The following is a 17,878-nucleotide window of genomic DNA, read 5'->3' on the forward strand; positions in this document are numbered from 1 at the left end:
TGACATAAGATAAATTATCGGCGATCAACCAACGGGAATACGTAACCGCCATCGTGCTGACCCCTCCAGTCATGGTTGGGCTGAACTCGCCCATGCAACAGGCTAGACGCGGCTCTTCAGATAGTTCAGGACTTCGCGGGCGTCCGTGATCATGGTGGACGAACTCCTATGGACGCCATCGTCATCCTGGTACTCATAGTCCCGTCGGAAACCGATGTCATCGGTGAAGGTGTTTGAGCGGGGAAAGCGCGATGCCTGCTGATGCCGCTGATCGTCCCTAGGACCGAGGGGCGGTCTGGCGAAATCCCGCGACAACGTCGAAGGGTCGCACTCAGCAGCTCATCGACCTACTGCCGAGGCCCTCTCAAGCGCCACGCGAGGCTGCAAGGAGGTCGGCGCGGCGCGGAACCACGGCCCGCAGCCCACTAAACCTATCGGTTGAAGTCCTCTCGGTGCCGGTGGGAACTTATCCACCTTGCCGAGCATCTAACGTATCAAGAAGTAAGAAGCTAGCATCATCAAGAAAGGAAGCATCATCATGACTGACTGGGCTGCTTGGACTGACACGGATGGTGACGGACTGGGAAACGTAGGGTTGTCGGATACGAACGGGAATGGCATCGTCGACACCGTCTTCTACGACCTCAGTGGAGACGGCATCATCGACGGTTACGGCTTGGATGCTAATGAGAGCGGCTATTTCGAAACACTTTATTTCGACACCAGCCAAAACGGATTTGTCGACGGGTACTCTGTGGATTCTGATGAGAACCACGTATATGACGCTTTCGGAAGTGACCCCGAGGAAGACGGCGTGTTCACATCTGATTCACAGACAGATAGTGGGCCCGGCATATCATCCAATTTCTCGGCACCTACCATACATTCAGTGGCGATGGACACTGTAATCAACGGCATTAATGCGAACACGCTACAGCAGATCGCCGCAACACAAGCGCGCACCTTCTTGCTCATTTAGATCTTTTGATTGACCTGCTACTTGTCTCTGAGGCTTTACCTGCTGCAAGATCCGTGGAATCAGTTGGGTTGGAGATGACGTCGCCTTCTCTGCATGCCTACATCTTCTCTGTCGTTCACGGTGTACCAAGCGTATGATCATGGCCAAGGTGCAGCCGCACGGCCTGCTCTAGATATTAAACAACTGGTCTCGCAGCGCCATCAGGCGCGACCGGAGATGCCCATGTCCCCGGAATTAGTTCGCTCTATGACCAGGAGATGGCAATGCAGCCTTCCAGGAAGACCTCGATATTAGGCACTTGGGCAGCATCGTTGGCGGCGGCCGCGTTTTTTCTAACGGGCTGCTCAGGGACTCAAGCGCCCAACCAGGAGGACACACCTGAAGCTAGCGATGCGGCTAGTCATCCGGCTGAACCTTCAGGAGCGGCTACCGATGTTCCGCATCACGTTGAGGGTGACCTCAAGGTTGGCGACCCGTTGCCGCACGGGGAGGATCATCCCGCTACTCTAACTCCGCAACAGGTGTACTCGATCGGTGAGAAGTCTGTCTTCGCGATCGAGGGGCGCCGGGCCGACGATTTTATTGGAACGGGTACCGGCTTTGTTATCGATGATAAAAGCGGGAATGCAGTTACCAACGCACATGTGGTTCAAGGACTTACTGCTATTTCGGGTCGCTTCAACAATGGCGAGAAGGCGTCCTTGCACGTGGTGGCGGCGGATCCTTGCACAGACCTTGCTGTGGTTCACTTCAGTGCTATGCCGGAACCTGCGGAGTCTCTCATCCTGGCTCGGTCAGAAGACGTCAAACCGGGTGATTCTGTCACGGTCCTAGGATTCCCTGGAACCCTGACGAATAACCCCTCTGAACAGAAGCTCGTGATCACCGCAGGACTCGTGAATGCAACCAAGGTCCCTGCTCGGCCCGCTGGGAGTCCCGAGTATAAGGACACGATTCAGCACGGAGCGACAATAAACTTTGGAAACTCCGGGGGGCCTTTACTCGACCACCACGGCCGTGTTGTTGGGATAAATACGCTTACCAACTTCGGCTCATCAAATGCACCTGCGCAGGGGCAGTTCTACTCCATCTCGATTGACTCGGCGAAGTCGGAAATTGTTGACAAGCTGATGCGAGGGGAATCGCAAAACGATTTGGGATGGGCGGCGGATGAATACTATCCCGGGTATTTCTCCGAGCTCGATCCCGACCGAGGTCCGGCGCTTGATATACAGCTTGAATATAAGGGAATTGACCGCGGGCTGTATGTCAAGGCGGTAACTCCGGGTTCAACTGCCCAGCAGGCGGGTATCAAGGTGGGCATGCTAATAACCAAGATTCAAGGCACGTCTACGTCTACCGTGGCAGAAATGTGTGAGATTGCCCAGTCTATCCTTCCCGGCACTGTTGCTGAAGTGGACGGTCTGCACCTGCTTTCTGGGGATTCCACGCAACTAGACACTCCGTTTCACGTGAATTTCATTTCCCCGGGCAAGCACTAAATGACTGATTCTAGAAACAAACGATACATTTCGAGCTGACACATTTTGCCTCGGACGTACTGGCTGACAGCGTGCTAGAAGGGAGTCACGTTCGGGCCCACTTTTCAGGGGCGTGACTAGATTTTCACTAGGACGAGCCCGGCCCGCGCAACGGTCCTGCTATTGGCCAAGTCTCCATTTTTGTTGCCACCAGCTGTACAGCATGTCGATCGTTGCGGCTGATTGAGCTCGTACTTTCACTAGAGCCTTGTCATCGGACCATTGGAGAGTACTGAAGTCTGGGGATGCCGAGCTCAATAATTGCCCTTGGGCAGTTGTGTCTTCACCCTCGAGGGTCCAGTTCTCCCAGGCTGGGGGTTGATTCACGGGACCCTTCGCGGCCCCCGAGTTCTCGATGTCGGCTTGAAAGGAAGATTCAAGGGCTTCCGCAGAACCAAAGCCGTACACGTAAATTCTGGGTTGAAGTGCAAGACTGAATCCACTGCTGGTTGCCGGGTCGCAAACAATGGATGTTTGCGCCCCTTGAGCGTCCGGGTTGTGTCTGCAGCTTTCCGGCGCCAGCAAGAACGGCAGTGGTTCGTACTCGTACAGCAAACTGCATTCCTCAGCGGACAAGCTAGCTTGAGAGTCGGTGTCACATGCTTGCGCCGCTGCTGAAGGTTCCGTTCCGGAGTCGCCGCCCGTCTGGGCGTTTATCGCTGCGATGGAAGCCACAACGACTGCTAGGGCGGCAGTTCCACCAATAATTATCTTCTTCCTGGACTTTTCAGAGCGTTGAGCGTCGGAAGCGGGGGACTGTGCGCTCTGCATGGGGCTCGACCCGCTCGGATCGGCGACCAACCTGCTCGGTGCTCCGGCATGACTCCCTGCGTTGGATAGCTCACCGCCCTTGGGCGCCTGACCCTCACCTGAACCATCGGGCAGGTCTTTCGGCGCTGGAGCCTGAAGGGCGCCCAGGCTGGTGACTTGTTTGGGGTCCTCCATTAAACCCAGTTTTAGGGGAAGGAGCTCACTCAGCTTGAATTGCAGGGCGGGTAGGTAGCTTGACCCACCGGTGAGGTATACACGGTGTAGATCGTCCATCGATGGGAGTGCCTGGCTGATAACGTTCTGCACTAGTTTCACAGCACGATCGACGTTACCTTCGACTAGCTGTTCAAATTCCCGGCGGGTGATGGTGCAAACCCATTCGTCGTCATCAGACCTCACTCCGATTGGGGCGGATCCATGGAAGCTGAGAGCATGTTTCGCTTCCTGTACTTGATGTCGAAGTGCTGTGCGGTTCGCTGCTGCTCGATCAGTGGCCACGCCTTGCAAGATGCTTGTTTTACCCTCTGCTGCCAGCTGTGCGTAGACCCACTGCTCCAACTGTGCATCAAAATCGTCTCCGCCCAGGGGATCTATTCCTCCTGATGCGACGACTTCGAATGATGGTCCTGTTTCTGTCGCGGAAAGCTTCAATACCGCCGCGTCACAGGTGCCGCCGCCGAAATCTAAGACCGCAAGGTGCGCCTCTGTCTGAATGGCCGATGTTGTTGTGTAGTGCCACGCCGCCGCTACAGGTTCTGACAGCAGAACGATGCGCTGCTCTGGTATACCGGCGCTAACCGCGGAGGCCATCAATCGTTGCGTCATGTACGGGCCCCAAGTCTCTGGGTGGGTGAGCACGACCTGTGCAGGAGAACTACCACCGAAATAGCGGACAGCTTGGTTGAGGACGTGTCGCAGAACGGCTGCCACCAGATCGACAGGGCTGACGACGTCATCTCCCAACACAATTGCATCCTCACCGAGCCTTCGCTTTGGCGTAGGCTCGAATGCGGCGGGAACTATTGCGGCGACCTGCGTCGCAGCGTCTCCTGCCAGAATTTCTCCATTGTAGACGCCCACGGCAGAAGTGATCGCGTCAGAGCGGGCACCCAGCCTGAGTGCCAGTGTTCTCCCATCTGCATCTGCTACTGAAGCTGCAGTGTTCGAAGTGCCAAAATCTATGGCCAACCGCCAACCTGAATCGGTCACGCCAACTCCCTTCCAGGCTGTGGTTCACTATTCTTCCTTGAACACACCGACCATCCACCGGGCAGGCTTCGCCTCCCTGAAGACCGATCCCGGCCGGAGAATCTTAGCGATCCGGCAAACCATCGCCGGGGCACGAACTGTCATCCGACCACTATGCACCGCTCGGTCGGATAAGTCCCGAAATCGAAGACGCCTTTCTGCCATGCCGGGCCTTTGGACGCTTGGTACGCGGGAGCGAACACCCTCCCTGCCCGAGAGGTCGTTGCAACATCGGCGCCACTGCTGGAACCACTGCCCACCACCGAGGTCCTCCGCTTCGTGCAACAACTTTCGGGTTGGTGCATCGAGAGTACCCATGGGCACGACCGTTCTCCTTCCACCGCGCTAACGGCCCGTCGGAGGCAACTGTTGAGCGCTGTCAACATCTTTCAGCCGGGCAAGAGCATCTTCGATAGCCAGGATTTGCTTTTGAACTATCGCTAGCTCCCTGCGCAGGTCTTCGATATGCTTGTGAGTTGACTGGGCTGAGAGGTTTTCATGCTCCATAGTTTGGTGAAGCAACTGCTGAAGATGAGTCAGGGACGCTTGAAGTTCGGTTCGGTACGCGACCACAATTTCAGGTTTCAGCGCACGGAGTCTGTCGTCCAAATGCTCTGATATGACAGCACGTTCGGCTTGAGCGAGTCGTGGGATCTCGCTGAGGAACCGGTTCCTTTCCTGCAGGTTGTGGCGGTAAAGCTTGTTCGCCACAAACCACCCGCCCGCGCCGAGGATTGCAAGAGGAGGAGCTAGGGCGCTGACCGTGACAGCGGTTCCAAAAAGGCCGGCGCCTCCGAGAAGGCCAGACAACGTACTGCCCATGCTCGAACCCATGACAAGTGTCATGACCATTGTGGGATCGAAAGAGGGAGTTGGTGACTCATTATCCAGCTTATGGTCGTACTGAGGTTCAGCCCTTCCCTCCAGTATTTCCTCAAGGGCAGTAGGAACCGATACGTCATGAAAAAGGCGCTCAATCAGACCCTGAAACTGTTCTTCTGCGCCCTCCACGATGTCGGACCGGAGCATTTGTAACTGAGCGAAAATTTCGCGGGTTATTTTCTCCGTGATTTTCGCATCTCGCAGGGACTTCGTCGTCTTGACTTTTTCCCGCCACTCGGCTTCCCAACGTTCCAGTTTCCTTCGCGTCTCAGCCAGGAGGGATGCGCGTAGGCCCGATAGGTCCCGGTCCAAATCAAGAGTCCAACGTTGCTGTTGATCTTTCAACTCGGAAAGTCTCTTCTGCTCTGCCATTATGCTTTGTTGCGTCACTGCAGGTCCCTTTAAGGCGGCAAGGCGAGCAAGTAGCGTTTTCTGGTGGGCCTCTAAGCCGCTCTGAGCTAGTCGAAGTGCATTCGCGAGGCCCGACGAGTCTGCCTTCGCCAGTTCCTGTTTGACTTTTTGAGTAAGTTGAGGCATTGCGGACGCTTCGAGAAGGGTGCTTTTCATTTCGGGATCTGGTGTGAGTCTGGCAGCCCTCATAGTCATCGTTGAAACGCCAACAACAAACGAGTCGGACAATCTGGGGATCCAGGCGCGTAGCAAAGCCGCATTGCCGGCCACTACGTTCTGCCATGAGCCCGGATACAAGTCAGTTTTGGTCACGACCATCCCCACCCGTTCGACCTGGTCTGCACACTGTTGTAGATAAGCCAATTCCGCGGTAGAAAGAACGGCGCCGGCATCCGTTACAAAAACTACAACGGACGCACCCTCCAGCAGCTTGATATTAAGCTGGGACTGCGATCCGGTGAGACCACCGGTGCTCGGAGCATCGAGCAAAATCACCTCCCCCAGTTGGGAAGCAGCTTTGAACTGGAACCCTACGGGGTCCATATCCTGAAGTTCGATCTCGGATCGGGTACCGTCCGCGTAAATCCAGACTAAGTCAGGCTCCCCTTCACGAGGCGGCACCGCCAGCCGGTAAAGTCCCTGCTGCCCAGCGGAATCAACTGGTCTGCCGTCAAGGGCTGGCGCCAAAACTTCAACAAGGCTGCTTTTGCCCCTGCCACTCTCACCAACGAACACGACAACCGGTGTCGGCTCACAGTGGGTCGCTTGGTGAATTATGCGATCCGCTAGAGCCGCATAACCTGCGGTTCGAAGCGAACGGGTGGAGGTGGACAGGACAGCTCTTGCGGCATCAGTGGCGGCATCTAGGTGGACGTTGTTAGCCATAGTCCTCCCCTGCCCCACTCACATCGTCGGGGTTGAAGCCCGCGCCAACTCCCTCGCTGGTCCCATGAGCAGACGGTCCAAGATCGTCCTCACCTACCTGATCCAATGGCGTGAAGTCATCGTCCTCAGTACCGCCGTCCAAATCCGCCTCGGACTCGCGTGCACTGTCGACACTGATCCCACCCATCACGGAGTCGTCCCGTGAATCGTCGGCATTCGTGAGCGCGAAATCCAAAGCTGCCTGCCACACTCCCTCCGGCGGGCCCTCAGGAAGAAGCAGCAGTTCCTTCAAGGATTGAGCGTGGTTCATCTTTGCCTCCATTAGGGGTGGTTGATCTTACGCCAAGGTCTTACGCTTACTCCAGGTTTTGCTGCCCGAACTACTAGCGGGGGCGCTTGATGACTGTGATCCCACCCCAATCTGCCCTGCTGGCAGCTGCAAAGAGCGGTGATGGCAAAGCCTTCGAGGCTCTGGTCGAACAGCACCGGGCAATGCTTTGGTCTGTGTGCCTGCGTGTCACAGGAAACACCTATGACGCGGAAGATGCTCTTCAGGACACCCTCCTCGCTGCTTGGCGCAACCTGGAAAAGTTCCGGGGGGACGCAGGATTCGGGACATGGGTTTACCGAATAGCATCCAACGCGGCTCTGGCCATCGTGCGTTCGAGACGAGCAACCGACATCGAAGTACCTGAGAACCTGGCCGTCGAACGAGACTTTGCTGAGCAGCTCGCCGCTGCTGACGTCATTCAGCAAGCCCTCAAAGCCATCCCGGAAGAGTTCAGAGTTGCCCTCGTTCTTCGTGAACTTTGTGATTTTACCTACGCTCAAATCGCGGAGCATCAGGGTATTGGCGTGCCTACCGTCAAGACCCGCATCAGCCGTGCCCGACGGGCGCTTGAGGCGGCAGCATCGAGAGGCGCCTTGTGATCGAGAGAAAGTCACAGCCCACCTCACGCTAATGCTGTCGAACGAATGAACAATGACCGGCAGATCACCCGTGCTGCTTGTGCCTCGGCTCCGGTCGATGCTGATGCCACCATCGCCTGGTAGCGAGCCGCCAGCTTCAGATAGCCTTCGGCGTCAGGAACTTCAGGAGTCAATGCAGTAGGCCAACTGCCGGAAACAGTAAGCTGCTCAAGTACGGTCACCAGCTCATGGTGTGGTGCTGCCTCCCGCAGGAGGTCCAGTGCCACCCACTCCTTCAGCCGATGAAACTCCGGGGCATGAACTGCTGCTTCAACTAATGTTCGTGCTTCTTGCCCCCACGACCGACTAAGGGCAGCTTGTCCTAGACCCGTAAGCACGGCAAGGACCTTGGCTTGTTCGGCGGGACCTGAGACGAACTCCACTAGGGCCCGCTCCAGTTGGGTCAACCCCGATCTTTCCAGCAGCCACCTCGCAAGTTCTGGGGATGAATGACAATGGTCCCGTCCGTATCTGATCCCATAGCCGCCCACAAGCTGAACCAGGCGGTGGTACTGCTCTTGGCTCAAGCCGCCAGGAGGGCCCAGATGCTGAGCAAATTGAACGATGGTGTCGTCCAAATTCCTCAAAACGCGCAAATTCCGAACGTCCTCCTCCGTCAGTTCACCTGTCCGAACTGTTTCAGCGAGTAACCCAGAGACAGGAATGACATCAGCAAGCTGGGGATGGGCCGTGGCAACAACTACAGCGGCTTCCCTTGCTCGTTCGATTGGATCTGCCGGGTCCCAAGGACCCGCTCCAAAATTATCTGAATGAGACAGAAGGCCTATCACGGGACGAGATGGTTTCAGCCCTGGGTCGCTTGCGCGGAAGCTGTGAATGAATGCCTCATCATCTGGCCGGAACTTGTCCTTCACGAGATAGAGGAGCACATCTGGTGAGGATGCTGTCCCGTCGCCAGCGAGCAATCCCGATTCTGTACGCTTGGAGTTAACGGTGACCGTAGAACCTAAACCAGGGGTGTCTAAAATCGTGAACTCCCGAAGTGCCGCAGACTGTAGGAATATACGAAGGTAGCCAACATCTGCGACTGGAGTGTTATTCAAAGCGGGCCCAGAATTCGAGAGCGGTACCTCCACGACACCCCCGTCGGCCAGCAGGGCTTCGGCGCGGGCAGGCTCACCATACGTATAGAACGAAAGCAACTCGGTCGCTTCCTGAGCCGAAGTGGGTGCCATCCTTTTACCTATCAGGCTGTTCACCAATGTCGACTTACCAGCATTTACCCTGCCAGCCAGGGCAACGGTCGGTGGCCGGTTCAGCAAGCGCCGAAAATCATCAACGACCTCCTGCCCTGCTGCCCGCGTGACATCCTCAACCTGATCCAACAAGTGCTCCGCAGCACACCGAAGGCTGCTGTCGCTTCTAAGGGACATAGTCGCCACTTCCCGCCTGTCCTATGACAGCATCCCGGCTCAAGCACCACAACGCTGATGCATCATTAGATGCAGAACCAAGCCTGAAAGTTCCCATGACAAAGCGACCGCGAGCTCAACCCCTGCAGTCAGTGAGCAGAGACGCGATAGCTGCGTTTCTCTATCGTCCCGACGAAAACGGCTGACTCGACGCGACTCCATAGCACGGATTCTGCACCTGACAAAAGCTTAATTATCGACGATTTTGTGGCACCTCGAAGAGGAGCTTTTGCAGGTCCTAGGACAACCTCTCGATGCATCATTCTTTGCATCATGGTGGGGTTGGTCCGCAGGGTCGAAGGTCTCAGCTGTCAGCGTCGTTTGAGTGTCTCTCATGCTCGAGTGCAGCGGTGATGGCGGCTGGTGACGGCAAAGTGGCTTGTTCATCGGCTGGAAGTGCCTCGTAGGTGTAGGACGTCACGGCCAAGGGTTGGGCGGATCCTTCGAGGGCGTAGCGCACGACTCGTTCACTTTTCGATCCGCAAACGAGGATCCCTACGGTGGGTGCTTGCCGTGGGAGTCGCAGGATGTCGTTGACGGCTGCGACGTAGAAGTTGAGTTGTCCCAGGTTCTCCGGTTTGAACTTGCCTGCTTTGAGTTCCACGACCACGTAGCGGTCGGAGGGGACGTGGTAGAGCAGGAGGTCGATGTAAAAGTCGTCTCCGTCGATATTCAGGTGGTGCTGACGGCCGACGAAGGCAAAACCAGGCCCGAACTCTGCCAGTGTTTGGGCCATCCGGAGGGTCAGGGCTTCTTCGATGGCGTGTTCTTGGGCTTCCTCCGTTAGGCCGAGGAAGTCGAGCACCAGAGGATCCTTTGCGACTTCCCGCGCCAGATTCGTACCGACACCGGGTAATCGTGCCTCGAGGTTGTTAGGTGCCGCGCCGGCCCGGGCATGGAGGTTGGTGAGGATTTGGTGCTCGAGGACGGCCACTGACCAGCCGTGCTGGGCGGCGCGGGAGGCGTACCAAGTGCGGAGGTCGTGGTCGTCAACCTTGTTCAGGAGGGTGACATTATGGCTCCAGCTCAATTGTCCAGACGGTGTCTGGACAATTGGTTCGGCGCCGTCCCATGCAGCGGCGAAGGCACGCATGTTGTACAGGTTCGTCCGGGAGAAGCCCTTCATGTGGGGGAACTCCGACTTCAGGTCCTTCGCTAGGCGGTCAAGAACCCTACTCCCCCAGGGTTCGTCTGCCTGCCGGTCCAGAATGGACCGCCCAATGTTCCAATACAGCTCAATCATCGCGGTATTCACGACGCGCTGCGTGCGGTGCTGGGCTTCCCTCACCAGCACGGTCAGGGCCGTGAGAGTGGCGGCATAGTCTCCCGGAAGATCCGGCTCGAGCTGGGGCATAAAACCACCCTAGTTGGACCTACCAGTGTCTATTCCACATCACTCAAAGCCAGCGGTGGCAACGCTGCCAAACGAGGCTACCGATGAGCAGGATGATCGCTCCATAGCGACGCAGCCTGTGGCGCAATCAGGAGATAGCGGTGCAGTGGATCTGTGCTTCTGTGTATCCGTACTCGACCGCTGGGAGCTTGTTCTTAGATGCGGGTGGGTGTCCTTCAGACAACTAGGATGCGTCGCGGGCGGCTCTTCACGATGCAGCCAGCGAAGGGGTTACAGAAGCTAAATTATCGGCGCATAGGAGTGGACCGGAAAGCGACCTGCTTAAGGCGTTCTGTTTGGGGACTCGACTCAGTCGTGTAGAAGCAAGATTAGAAGTCGGATCCCAGCGCCGTTTCTAATTTTCAATATCCCCGGCTGGCTTGCCGAAAAGCTTCCCAATCGTTGTGGATCTCAATGCACATTGAAGCAACACGGAGATTGTCCTCGTCTGCTGGCTCAACCCCGGTAAACCAGGTCTTATCGTCCTTGAAGCGGTATACAGGGGGTTGAACAAAATGATACAACAGCGACCGGTTCCCGCCGGGAAGCGCTAGCATCCTATCGGAGATAGCCCAAGCACGCGCCTCATTCCGTTTATGGTAGTACCGATTTACATCGCTTTCCTTCCCTTCGGCTTCAGCCACTCGCCCAAGTTCTTTAAGCCAAGAAAATGACCAGGCATAGATGGGGTGTTCGTGAATGTAAGTCAAATGGGGAAAGGTGTCTACGGCGGGACGGAGAGGATTGCCCACTGCCTTGGCCCTTTTAGCAATTGCAGGGTGAAGCATCAAGTAAAGGCTTTTTTGATGTTCCTGCATATCCAAGACTTGAATACTTTCATCCCGCCGCCAAAGACGACGCAACTTCCTTAGTTGATAGATAAACCTTATTTCCTCTGCTGCCTGCTTTTCGAAATGCTGAAACATCAATAAGGGATGGCGCGTCTGTAACGCCCAGTGCGAGAGCAGCGGGAACAGGAAAATGGTGAAGTCGCCTAACCGTTTTTCAAGCAGGGTGTAGGGGCGGGCGTAGGAACCCCCAACTATGCGCATTGCAAGCGATACCGTAGCTGAAGAATAGTCGTCGTTCGGCGCCCTGAACATGCCGTTTGCAATCGTCGCCTCGTACTCCGATTGAAGGTCTGGGCTTAGGATCCGTCCTCGCGCGAGCTCAGCCTCGATCAGATTGTGGGGCCCTACGGACTGGACATCCCAGTAGCGGCTTGTGCACTCAATAAGGTCGTGAATGGAGAAACCCAATGAAGGGTCGTGACGTTTATATTCCGAGCGGATAGTAGTTGGGCCATCAAGCTTTCCGGTTTCGTGATAATAGTGCAGACGAACCCAGTCCTCTGTAGCCATCAAAAGCAACCAGAGTGAACTTAATTGTTGCCAGTAGTGTGTCGCCTCATGGAAAAGGACACGTGATAAAGCACTGTCAAAGTTGGCCGGATTATGGAAGTATCGTAGATCTGGCGGTACATGTGGAGTATCAATCTCTGTGACGAGAGAGACCCGGTTCAGAGTGGCATGCATCAAATCTTAAGCAGCTTAAGAACTGCTCCCTCGTCGGGGGAACTTATCATCTGGGCACCACTTGCATCGACGACAACCACAGTGCCGGCATCGACGCCGCGGACTCTCTCACGAACGGTGAGATCGCCATCTCTGAGGTCAATCACCACCCCGCCGTGGCGGTGATCCTGAATTATCCTCGCCACTGTTCTGGCAAGCAAGGCGACGGCAGCAGCGCCTGCGATCAGGATCATAGGCTCGAATCCAGCATCATCCTCGTTCGAATCAATCTCATCCGGCATAGGCTCCGGTGAGTCAGATTGCAGCTCCGCTCCGGCCTCGATTAGTGCCCTGGACGTGTAAGGGACCAAGGATTCCGCCGTTAGCCAACGAAACGGTATGACATCTTCGTCCATCATGACTCACCCTGTTCTGCCGGTAAGAATTCGCTGTAAGCGTGCTCCGGCGGCCAGCAGATGTCAAGGTCGAAGGACGCTCCAAACAAATCTTCAAGGACTGGCTCGCCGACCGACCACAGGCGTGGCGGGACGGGGTAGAAGTCGTGGCGATGGATGGGTTCGCCGGGTTCAAGACCGCCATCACGGAGGAGCTCCCCGACGCTGTTCCGGTGATGGATCCTTTCCATGTTGTCCGCCTCGCCGGGAACGGGTTGGACCGGTGCCGGCAGCGTGTTCAGCAGACCACGACCGGTCACCGTGGCCGCTCCGGTGACCCCCTCTATCGGGCTCGGCCGACTTTGCATACCGGTGCCGGTCTGCTCACCGAGAAGCAGCAGACCCGGCTGGGTGCCGTCTTCGCCGAGGAACAACGCCTTGAGGTCAAAGCGACGTGGGGGATCTATCAGCGGATCGTCGCCGCGTACCGAGAACCCGACAAAAAGAAGGGGAAGGAGATGATGCAGGCCGTGATCAACTCCGTGACTACCAACGTCCCCGCGGCCCTGGTCGAGATCCGCAGGCCTCGCGTTCTTCGACCGGCCTGGCACCAGCAACGGGCCCACCGAAGCCATCAACGGGCGGCTCGAGCACCTACGCGGATCAGCCCTCGGCTTCCGAAACCTCACCCACTACATCAGCCGATCTTTGCTCGAATCAGGCGGCTTGGGACCCTACCTATGTGCACTTGACGGAGGCTTATGACAGCGGATCTAGGGTTTTCTGCCTGAGTCGTTCGTAGGGTGTGCTTCCGGCGAGGGCTCCGTGTGGTCGATCGTAGTTGTAGTGGTCTTCCCGTTGCTGCGGGCGGTCCTGGAAGAGGTTCACGTCGTTGATGACCTGTCCCTCGAGGAGGCGGTAGAACTCCTCGGAGTCGATCCGGTGTGAACGCTCGACCTTGCCGTTGAGGCGGGGCGTGGCAGGTCTGATGCGCCGCCAGACACGGTTGGAAGGCAAGATCCGGGGATGGCGGGCTCGCCATGCAGCTTCGACGGAAGGTTGAACGATTGGATCGGGCCGGACGTCAGCTCGCGACCCCCAAGATCAACGTGTGAACAGAAACGCATGAGGGGCGGTTTCTACCATCGGTAGGGACCGCCCCTTCGCTGAGCGCTATCTAGCGTTCCATCCCATCGTCGCGGTTCAATCTCGGTCCTGCTGCGCCGTAGTCGCGGTGCTGTGCCACCACAGCGAGACCTACAGCGATGTAGTCGGCTGGCAGTGTGCCACCTCCTCGGGCCGCCTGATCGTTTGTACCGAGTGTACGCTTGCCCGGGCGGCGGAAAACGTTGTAGGCGATCTTCGTTAGTCGTTTGCTATTTGTCGTAACCGTAACGTTGGAGATCGATATCATGCCGGGGTCGACGTCACAGCAATCAATTAGAGTCTGGCCAGCGCTTCAAAAGAATAGTGAGGTTGTTCATAGCTTTCTTGTTGCCAGCCATGCTGCTCTTTTCCAACCAGAAGCGCGCAGTTCCTACATCCGGCGGGTTTATCCGATTTACCAATAGGATACCGAGGTTCATCATCGCCTCGCTGTTTCCAGCTGTGGCGGCTTTTTCGTACCAGTATCGAGCGCCTTCCACGTCTGGTTTTTCAAGTGCGTCTTCAAGGATTAGCCCGAGATTGTACATCGCTTCGGTAACTCCTGCTTCGGCAGCAAGTTTATACCATTTGAGAGCCATGTGAACGTCTGGGGGGTCCTTTTGCTCAGCCAGCAGGTGACCGAGATTGAATGCCGCTCGTGCATCTCCAGCCCGTGCCGCTTGTTCCCACCATTGATGTACTTTTTCTAAGTCGGGGGGGTAATCCTGTGTTGCGATTAGAAGGCCCAGGTTGAAGGCACCAGCTGAGTTGCCCGCTTGCGCTGCTTTCTCATACCAACGGCGGGCAGACTCTATGTCCGGCGGTTCGACGCGCTCCTCCAGCAAAGCCCCGAGGCTGACCATGGCATCGCTGTTTCCGGCTTGGGCAGCCTGCTCGAACCAATTGCGGGCTTCATCCGGGGCCGGGGAGTTCATGTTTTTCAGTAGCAGGATTCCAAGATTGATCATGGCTTCGGTGCGTCCGGCCTTGGCAGCCTGCTTGAGCCAACTGTAGGCGCCTTCGAGGTCCGGAGGGTCGAGGCGTGGCAGGACCAGGCTCCCCAGGTTGATCATGGAATCAGTGTTTCCTGCTTGGGCGGCCTGTTCGTACCACCCGCGGGCGCCTTCGAGGTCCGGAGGGTTCAGCCTGGTCGCGTGGAGGTTTCCTAGGTTGTACGCGGCAAGGGTGTGGCCTGCGTCGGCGGCCTGTTCCCACCAGCGTCGTGCGCCTTCGACATCTGGAGGGTTGAGCCTGGTGACCAGCAGGTTCCCGAGGTTGTATTGCGCGCTAGTGTTACCCGAAAGACTTGCCAGTTCCCATGATTTGCGTGCAAGTTCGACGTTCGGCGGGTTCAGCTGGTCCGCTAGCAGGTTCCCTAGGTTATACAAGGCAGTTGTGCTTCCTGATCTAATAGCTTTCTCGTACCAGGTTAGAGCCGCACTGAGATCAGGGTCTTCCTGCTCTGCCAGAAGTACTCCGATGCCATTCATGCCCTCTGCTAAGCCCCCCTTTGCGGCTTGCTCCAGAGCCTGGAGGGCGGTAGGGCGATTGCCACGGATGTAGGCCGCTTCGCCTATGGCGTAGGCTGCGGCAGGGTCGGCACGGTCCAATACCGCTGGCCAGAAGTTGTCAGGAATTGGCCGAGCTTCATCGGTCTGGCCGTCGTCGCTGGAGACGAGGTAGGAAAAAGCAAGGTAGCCTCTGGTCCGGTCGGGCAATCCGACGGTGGCGAGTGCGGCGACTCGGCCTGCATCCTCTGGGGGAGTCCTGGCTGCCATGATGCTCTTACGAATCTCCTTACGTGAGGGATCCAAATCGGGCCGGTATGCGAACAAAGAACTTAGGGCCAGCTCAGCCAAGTCTGCCTCGGAAATAGGGTCTGGCATGCCGACGCGGATCCAATCGATCGCTGTCTGTATGACCACATGCAGCAGCGGGTCTGCGCGGAGGGCGTCCCGGTATTGCATAAGCAGGTACGGGGCACCCGCGAGTTGCTCGGCCAGCCCGTACATGCCTAGGTCCTGCCTGGGATAGGCTGTGCGGGCGGCTTCCTGCTCGTCCGGGTTATCGCTGGTCGGGCGGAGCTCCACCTGAGTGGCTTCCTCCAGTACCCGGCGGGCCTCGCGCGTGAGCTCGTCGTCGCGGTTGAGCAAGCGGGCCCGTTCTTCGCTCCGCAGGGTGGCCACCACGACAGTGTTCCCGGGCCGCGACAGCAGGGCGGTGAGCAGGGCAGGGGTCAACGGCTCACTGATTCCTGTCAGGTACCTTTGCAAGTCATTAAGCCAGAGCACGATCGCATCGGTGCTCGAGCGTATCCGGGGGTGTTTCGCGACGGTGGCCAGGGACTTGGGGGCTGGTATCAGCAGCCTGGTCTGGGGCCAGGAGGTTCTGATGGCTTCGAAGGCGGTGCGGGTCTTGCCGGCCTTGGAGGGGCCGACCAGCAGCACCATCCGCCCCGGTACCAGTGCCGCCCTGAGCCGCGCGTCCACGTCCTGGTAGGTGCGCGGCACATAGGGGTCGGCGGTTCCGGCGTTTTCCCTGGTTCCATATGTGGATTCGGTGGCACCGGCCAGGTAAGGGTTCAGGTCCTGAATCAAGGGCAGGTCGCCGTTGGTGAGCCGTTCCACCAACCCTGTCAGTGGTTCCACCGATTCTGCGGTCGCCCAGACAAGATCGTTCTGCTTGGGGAGCCCGAGCGCGCCCACGATTCTGTTGGCCTCCGGGTCATTAGCCGCGGTGTGGATGATGGTGTCGAAGGCAATCGCGCGCAGGGCCGAGCCCCCTTGGGCGGGGTTGTGTTCAATAACGACCCCGATGGCCAGGCCGTGGTGGAAAAGCGTCGCGCCTGAGAATCCGCCCCACGGCGAGGAACGACCCACCTGGGAACTCAGTATTTTGAGGGTGCTTGGAGCAGACACGAGACCGGGGATGATTCTCGGATCCCGTATCAGCAGCTGACCCGACTCCGCACCGTCGGTCTGGTAGAGCGTTCCGTGAACTTCGGACGTTGCCCGGCCTTCGGCGTCGCGCTGGAACAACGGGAAGCCGATCGCTTGGCAGTCCTCCAACATCCCGGACCGGTTACGGTGAACACGGGCGAAAACCACACTCGACAGTTCCGCCTCCCACGGTGCATCATCTCCCAGTGTGATCACTGCCACGTCCAGTTCCGGGCAGACCGTCACCGCGCCGCCAAGTGCACTCACTCCATCGCTGGCCCGCGTCACCTCGATCCGAACCGCCGGGTTCCCAGACTTCTTGTCCCGGATGCAATGCCCGGCAGTCAGAACCAGCCGACCCGTCACCAGATAGCCGGCACCGATTTCCGGCGACCCATCGGCCCAGGTAGCCGTCACCGCAACAACACGGTCCCGCTCCACGCCCATCTGACCAGCACCGGCCATGGTCACCCTCCCTCAGGCTTCGGACCGGACCTGCCGCGGCGCGGGCCGATGACCTCGCCGGGAGACACCCGAGAAGAGATGGCGAAGTCGGACGTCAATGTCCCGTCATCGCACTGCCACAGCGGTGCCAGACGCAATGTCAGCGTCTGCGTGGTGACGTGTTCATACCCACCGCCAGCCCCAAAGATGGTCCATCCCACTTTCCCGTTCGCATCCTTGGTCACGGCAACCTGCACCGTCAGCTCCACCGGTTCGACAGAGAACCGCATCGCCTGATCCTCACCCGCCACTGCCGCTGTCAACAGTTCTCCGCGCAGCGCTTCAATCGCATCAGCGAGCCCGACCACTACCTTGTCCATTTCGCCACCCCACTCACTTAGATTCAGATCGAACCCGCCACGTACCCGGCGGCCGTAACGAATGGCACTATGTTCCTCCAAGCAGACCCCAGTGGACAGGGTCGACCCGCTTGCCTGGTACGCAGGGATATCAAAAGGTTGTGCGCTGCGGGGAGCGTGCTCCACCGGCAAGTAGATGCGATGAAGGAGGTCCATGAACGATGCCATGCGTTGGCTCTGCTGGTTGTCATGACCGATTCCAGACGGCGGTCCATAGAAGCACACGAACAGCGGTCCTCCGTCAGTGCTTCAATCCGCGAGACGGACCCTGTTCGCGGCGCAGGCCCCCATGCCACGAAGTGGCACGAGTGAGGTTCGGTGCCGGGTGCAATGTCTCGTCCTGCTGTCTTGCAAACGATCGGTTACAAGACATCCGGGCGAGACACCACCACTCCCCCGCAACTACTGCTCCTCCTCTGTCTTGATACCATGCCTCATAAGCTATGGCGCGAAATTGTGACAGAAGCATTGGTTGCAAGACACTTTTGTGGCCATACCGGCGTGAAGGA

The 17,878-nt window shown here is 57.7% G+C and carries 13 protein-coding genes and 1 pseudogene; 4 read left to right on the top strand and 10 right to left on the bottom strand.

Annotation, left to right across the window (positions count from 1 at the left end):
* Window positions 1-538 precede the first annotated feature (538 nt).
* Together ACX80N_RS16720 and ACX80N_RS16725 are read left to right on the top strand one after the other, a co-directional pair.
* Window positions 539-979, top strand: a complete 441-nt coding sequence (locus ACX80N_RS16720; RefSeq protein WP_459340280.1) for a hypothetical protein — start codon at window positions 539-541, stop codon at window positions 977-979.
* Window positions 980-1,242: 263 nt separating this feature from the next.
* On the top strand, window positions 1,243-2,481 hold the full coding sequence (locus ACX80N_RS16725) for a S1C family serine protease (RefSeq protein ID WP_459340281.1): 1,239 nt from the start codon (window positions 1,243-1,245) through the stop codon (window positions 2,479-2,481).
* Window positions 2,482-2,640: 159 nt separating this feature from the next.
* On the opposite strand, the gene ACX80N_RS16730 is transcribed toward ACX80N_RS16725, so the two are convergent.
* The 3 genes from ACX80N_RS16730 to ACX80N_RS16740 all read right to left on the bottom strand — a co-directional run bounded on the left by ACX80N_RS16730 (window position 2,641) and on the right by ACX80N_RS16740 (window position 7,009).
* Entirely contained in the window at window positions 2,641-4,500 is a 1,860-nt protein-coding gene (locus ACX80N_RS16730) for an Hsp70 family protein (RefSeq protein WP_459340282.1), read from the bottom strand.
* A 384-nt stretch (window positions 4,501-4,884) separates the two neighbouring features.
* Entirely contained in the window at window positions 4,885-6,717 is a 1,833-nt protein-coding gene (locus ACX80N_RS16735) for a Rab family GTPase (protein WP_459340283.1), read from the bottom strand.
* Window positions 6,710-7,009: a hypothetical protein gene (locus ACX80N_RS16740; protein ID WP_459340284.1), complete on the bottom strand. Its 300-nt coding sequence runs from the start codon at window positions 7,007-7,009 to the stop codon at window positions 6,710-6,712. Before ACX80N_RS16740 ends, ACX80N_RS16735 begins: the two co-directional genes overlap by 8 nt.
* Window positions 7,010-7,116: 107 nt before the next feature.
* Here ACX80N_RS16740 and ACX80N_RS16745 point away from each other — a divergent pair, with 107 nt between their 5' ends.
* The gene (locus tag ACX80N_RS16745) at window positions 7,117-7,647 is read left to right on the top strand and encodes an RNA polymerase sigma factor (protein WP_459340285.1); all 531 of its coding nucleotides are present in this window, start codon (window positions 7,117-7,119) and stop codon (window positions 7,645-7,647) included.
* A 23-nt stretch (window positions 7,648-7,670) separates the two neighbouring features.
* On the opposite strand, the gene ACX80N_RS16750 is transcribed toward ACX80N_RS16745, so the two are convergent.
* The 4 genes from ACX80N_RS16750 to ACX80N_RS16765 all read right to left on the bottom strand — a co-directional run bounded on the left by ACX80N_RS16750 (window position 7,671) and on the right by ACX80N_RS16765 (window position 12,445).
* The gene (locus ACX80N_RS16750) at window positions 7,671-9,032 is read right to left on the bottom strand and encodes a GTPase (protein ID WP_459340286.1); all 1,362 of its coding nucleotides are present in this window, start codon (window positions 9,030-9,032) and stop codon (window positions 7,671-7,673) included.
* 391 nt (window positions 9,033-9,423) lie between these two features.
* Window positions 9,424-10,473, bottom strand: coding sequence for a PDDEXK nuclease domain-containing protein (locus ACX80N_RS16755; RefSeq protein WP_459340287.1), 1,050 nt, complete (start codon window positions 10,471-10,473; stop codon window positions 9,424-9,426).
* Window positions 10,474-10,874: 401 nt separating this feature from the next.
* Complete coding sequence (locus tag ACX80N_RS16760; protein ID WP_459340288.1) at window positions 10,875-12,047, bottom strand: hypothetical protein; 1,173 nt, start codon at window positions 12,045-12,047, stop codon at window positions 10,875-10,877.
* Window positions 12,047-12,445 carry a hypothetical protein gene (locus ACX80N_RS16765; protein WP_459340289.1) on the bottom strand — a complete coding sequence of 133 codons (399 nt, stop codon included), beginning with the start codon at window positions 12,443-12,445 and terminating at the stop codon, window positions 12,047-12,049. Before ACX80N_RS16765 ends, ACX80N_RS16760 begins: the two co-directional genes overlap by 1 nt.
* A 65-nt stretch (window positions 12,446-12,510) precedes the next feature.
* Here ACX80N_RS16765 and ACX80N_RS16770 point away from each other — a divergent pair.
* Window positions 12,511-13,186, top strand: a pseudogene (locus tag ACX80N_RS16770) (ISL3 family transposase); the annotation flags it as partial.
* Here the strand turns inward: ACX80N_RS16770 and ACX80N_RS16775 are convergent.
* The 3 genes from ACX80N_RS16775 to ACX80N_RS16785 form a co-directional block, all read right to left on the bottom strand.
* Entirely contained in the window at window positions 13,181-13,438 is a 258-nt protein-coding gene (locus tag ACX80N_RS16775; protein ID WP_459340290.1) for an integrase core domain-containing protein, read from the bottom strand. The pseudogene ACX80N_RS16770 and the gene ACX80N_RS16775 overlap by 6 nt on opposite strands.
* A gap of 419 nt (window positions 13,439-13,857) precedes the next feature.
* Entirely contained in the window at window positions 13,858-16,971 is a 3,114-nt protein-coding gene (locus ACX80N_RS16780; protein ID WP_459340336.1) for a hypothetical protein, read from the bottom strand.
* A 2-nt stretch (window positions 16,972-16,973) separates the two neighbouring features.
* A complete protein-coding gene (locus tag ACX80N_RS16785) occupies window positions 16,974-17,537 on the bottom strand; it encodes a trypco2 family protein (protein WP_459340291.1) in 564 nt (187 codons plus the stop codon).
* Window positions 17,538-17,878: the final 341 nt, after the last annotated feature.

The sequence above is a fragment of the Arthrobacter sp. MDT2-16 genome, assembly GCF_054510925.1.

What these genes read in the sequence shown, in the direction of transcription:
- ACX80N_RS16765 (WP_459340289.1), bottom strand. Translation starts at nt 12,445, where the DNA reads ATGATGGACGAAGATGTCATACCGTTTCGTTGGCTAACGGCGGAATCC.
- ACX80N_RS16745 (WP_459340285.1), top strand. Translation starts at nt 7,117, where the DNA reads ATGACTGTGATCCCACCCCAATCTGCCCTGCTGGCAGCTGCAAAGAGC.
- ACX80N_RS16725 (WP_459340281.1), top strand. Translation starts at nt 1,243, where the DNA reads ATGCAGCCTTCCAGGAAGACCTCGATATTAGGCACTTGGGCAGCATCG.
- ACX80N_RS16780 (WP_459340336.1), bottom strand. Translation starts at nt 16,971, where the DNA reads ATGGCCGGTGCTGGTCAGATGGGCGTGGAGCGGGACCGTGTTGTTGCG.
- ACX80N_RS16735 (WP_459340283.1), bottom strand. Translation starts at nt 6,717, where the DNA reads ATGGCTAACAACGTCCACCTAGATGCCGCCACTGATGCCGCAAGAGCT.
- ACX80N_RS16785 (WP_459340291.1), bottom strand. Translation starts at nt 17,537, where the DNA reads ATGGCATCGTTCATGGACCTCCTTCATCGCATCTACTTGCCGGTGGAG.
- ACX80N_RS16720 (WP_459340280.1), top strand. Translation starts at nt 539, where the DNA reads ATGACTGACTGGGCTGCTTGGACTGACACGGATGGTGACGGACTGGGA.
- ACX80N_RS16760 (WP_459340288.1), bottom strand. Translation starts at nt 12,047, where the DNA reads ATGCATGCCACTCTGAACCGGGTCTCTCTCGTCACAGAGATTGATACT.
- ACX80N_RS16755 (WP_459340287.1), bottom strand. Translation starts at nt 10,473, where the DNA reads ATGCCCCAGCTCGAGCCGGATCTTCCGGGAGACTATGCCGCCACTCTC.